3 protein-coding genes are annotated in these 2787 nt (G+C 52.4%); all 3 read left to right on the forward strand.

Features of this window, described 5'->3' with window-relative positions:
• Nucleotides 1-154: 154 nt before the first annotated feature.
• Nucleotides 155-1162: a tryptophan--tRNA ligase gene (trpS, locus tag ACK4IR_RS12240; protein ID WP_409874633.1), complete on the forward strand. Its 1008-nt coding sequence runs from the start codon at nt 155-157 to the stop codon at nt 1160-1162.
• Nucleotides 1159-2382 carry a zinc ribbon domain-containing protein gene (locus ACK4IR_RS12245; RefSeq protein ID WP_409874634.1) on the forward strand — a complete coding sequence of 408 codons (1224 nt, stop codon included), beginning with the start codon at nt 1159-1161 and terminating at the stop codon, nt 2380-2382. Before trpS ends, ACK4IR_RS12245 begins: the two co-directional genes overlap by 4 nt.
• An 80-nt stretch (nt 2383-2462) precedes the next feature.
• Nucleotides 2463-2787 (forward strand): hypothetical protein (locus ACK4IR_RS12250; RefSeq protein WP_409874635.1); only part of this gene is annotated, 325 nt, incomplete at its 3' end.

Here is a 2787-nt window from a genome sequence, read left to right on the forward strand (position 1 = left end):
TGTCGGGCGGCCAGTGCTGAAAACGCCCCTGGAGAGGTTCTGGCGGGGGTGTCCTTCGGGACATCTAGCCAAGACTCCGTGAAGGGGGAATCTCCCGCTATACGAGAAGCGTTAGCGGGATGAGCGTCAACCCCACACCACGGACACAAGGAACGTGACCAAAAAGCGAGTACTATCGGGCGTACAGCCTACGGGTCATCTCCATTTAGGCAACTACTTAGGGGCAATTCGCCAATGGGTTGCCTGCCAAGCCGACTACGAAAACTACTTTTGTGTGGTAGATTTACACGCCATCACCGTCCCCCACAATCCGGCAGAACTCGCTGCCAATACCTATACCGTTGCGGCGCTGTACTTGGCCTGTGGCATTGATCCGGCCCATGCCACCATTTTTGTCCAATCCCACGTCAGTGCCCACGCCGAACTCACGTGGTTGCTCAATTGTATTACTCCCCTCAACTGGCTGGAGGACATGATCCAATTCAAGGAAAAAGCCGTCAAGCAAGGGGAAAATGTGGCCGTGGGTTTATTAGACTACCCGGTGCTGATGGCAGCAGATATTCTACTCTACGATGCCGACTTGGTGCCCGTCGGAGAAGATCAAAAGCAGCATTTGGAACTCACCCGCGATATTGCTGCGCGGGTGAACTACCTCTTTGCCCGCAATCAACCGCCGCTTCTCAAACTGCCAGAGCCTTTGATTGCCAAGGAAGGCGCACGGGTGATGAGTCTTACCGATGGCACTAGGAAAATGTCGAAGTCGGATCCTTCGGAACTTAGTCGCATTAACCTGTTGGACGCCCCTGATGAGATTCGCAAGAAGATCAAACGCTGCAAGACGGATTCCATTCGGGGTCTGACGTTTGATGATCCCGATCGCCCTGAAGCCCATAACCTGCTCACCCTCTATCAGGTGCTCACAGGAAAAACCAAAGAGGCAGTGGCAGCAGAATGTGCCGAGATGGGCTGGGGACAGTTTAAGCCCCTACTCACCGATGCGGTGATTGCCACCCTTGAACCGATTCGGCAGCGCTACAACGAAATTATGGCGGATCCGGGCTACCTCAAGGATCTGCTGAAACAAGGCAAAGAACAGGCCGCAAGGGTCGCCAATGCCACCCTAGAGCGGGTCAAATTAGCCCTTGGGTTTACTCTTCCATGAGGATACGGCAATGGTTCAGGGGGGCTTGGCGATCGCGTCTTGTCAATGACGAACCCCTCAATCGGGTCAGTCTGATTGTCATTATCTTGGTGGATATTTTTATCCTCATCAATGTCTTGGGCGGCCTCGGTGAAATCGCCAATTGGCCTTTGAGTCCGAATGAAGCCCACCCCTGCTATGCCCCTTGGCAAGCCTATCGCCAAGATAGAGGGAGCGATCGCGAGATTCGTTTTCTAGAGCAGCAAATTACCCTTGATTCCCCACCTCAAACCTTTGTCGAACACTTACAGGAGAGCAGCAAAGGAAGATTGGGAACAATCTCAGCCACTTGCTTTACCTATGCAGAGTATCAGGATGCTGTCAACCGCCCCCCCCATCGGGAGCGACTCAAGCAACGACAGGAAAAACACTCTCAAATTCAAACCCTTGAGGCCGCCAATGCTCGGATTCGCAAAGAGTATGATTCAACCCTATTAGAGCAGCTCGCGGGGCAACCCCCGGATCAATCGATCAACTTAGTAGAAGCCGCCAAGGCCAAAGCTACCCTTGAGGCCAATAATCGCCGCATTGCTGCTCTCAAAACTGAGATTGCCGCCCTTGAACAGGCGATTCTCGAAGAAGCTGATAGCCAAGCCTTCTTGAAATTTTTGGCAGAGGAGGCCACATTTACCCAACTTGAGAATCAGTATCAGCGCTCGCAGTTTTGGTATCCCAGCCTGCAATTTGTTCTGCAAGCGTTCTTTTTGTTACCCCTGATTGGGATTGCCCTGCTGGTGCATCGTTTTGCAGATCGCCGCCGGTATGGCCTGCTGGCGCTGATGAGTTGGCACCTCCTGGTAATCTTCTTGATTCCCCTGGTGCTGAAGATCTTTGAATTGTTGCAGGTAGGAGCACTCTTTGAATGGCTTTCTAATTTAATTTTCGACCTCTTTGGGCGGCTGGCCTTTTTGGTGAACTATGTCTATATCCTGCTGACCCCGGCAGTCGGCTTTGGCATCATCAAGGTGGCGCAGGCCCTTTTCCTGAATCCCCAGCGACAGGCGGCAGGGCGCGTTCAAAAACACCGCTGCGTCCGTTGCGGCAAACGCCTGCGGGAGGGCGATCAACACTGTCCCCACTGTGGTTATTTTCAGTGGATGCCCTGCCCCAATTGTCAGCAGCTCACCTATCGCCACCTGCCTTATTGCCGTCACTGCGGCGTTGCCTTGAAGATTTCATAACTCTTAATTGACTTCCTATTATCACGTTGCTAGGATTGCTGGGGCAAATCAAGCCTCCTTGAGATAAAGAGGGTATTACCATGAAACGTGCTCTCCACCCCCTGCTGGTTCTGATGCTTGCCGTAGCCGGTCAAGTTTTGCTCCCTTCCGAAATTGCCCTAGGACAGGCAACAAACGATTGTGGAAATCCCGGTGGTGCTGGCTATTTTGACTCAACTCTTGGCACTACCAACGATAATCTCATCTGCGGGTCAAGGAACTCTGCTCTGGCCGGTCTACAAAGAGCGATCGCTGTCGGTATTCAAAACACGCTTCAAAATGCCAATCCTGAAAATAGCGCTGTCGGTATTCAAAACATAGTTGATGGTGTCAACTCCCAAAATCACGCCTTTGGGTCTGGGAATA

Origin of the sequence: Thermosynechococcus sp. (genome assembly GCF_046299635.1) — a bacterium.
Lineage (GTDB): Bacteria > Cyanobacteriota > Cyanobacteriia > Thermosynechococcales > Thermosynechococcaceae > Thermosynechococcus.

Coding starts and splice junctions, on each gene's coding strand:
- ACK4IR_RS12245 (WP_409874634.1), top strand. CDS start 1,159: ATGAGGATACGGCAATGGTTCAGGGGGGCTTGGCGATCGCGTCTTGTC.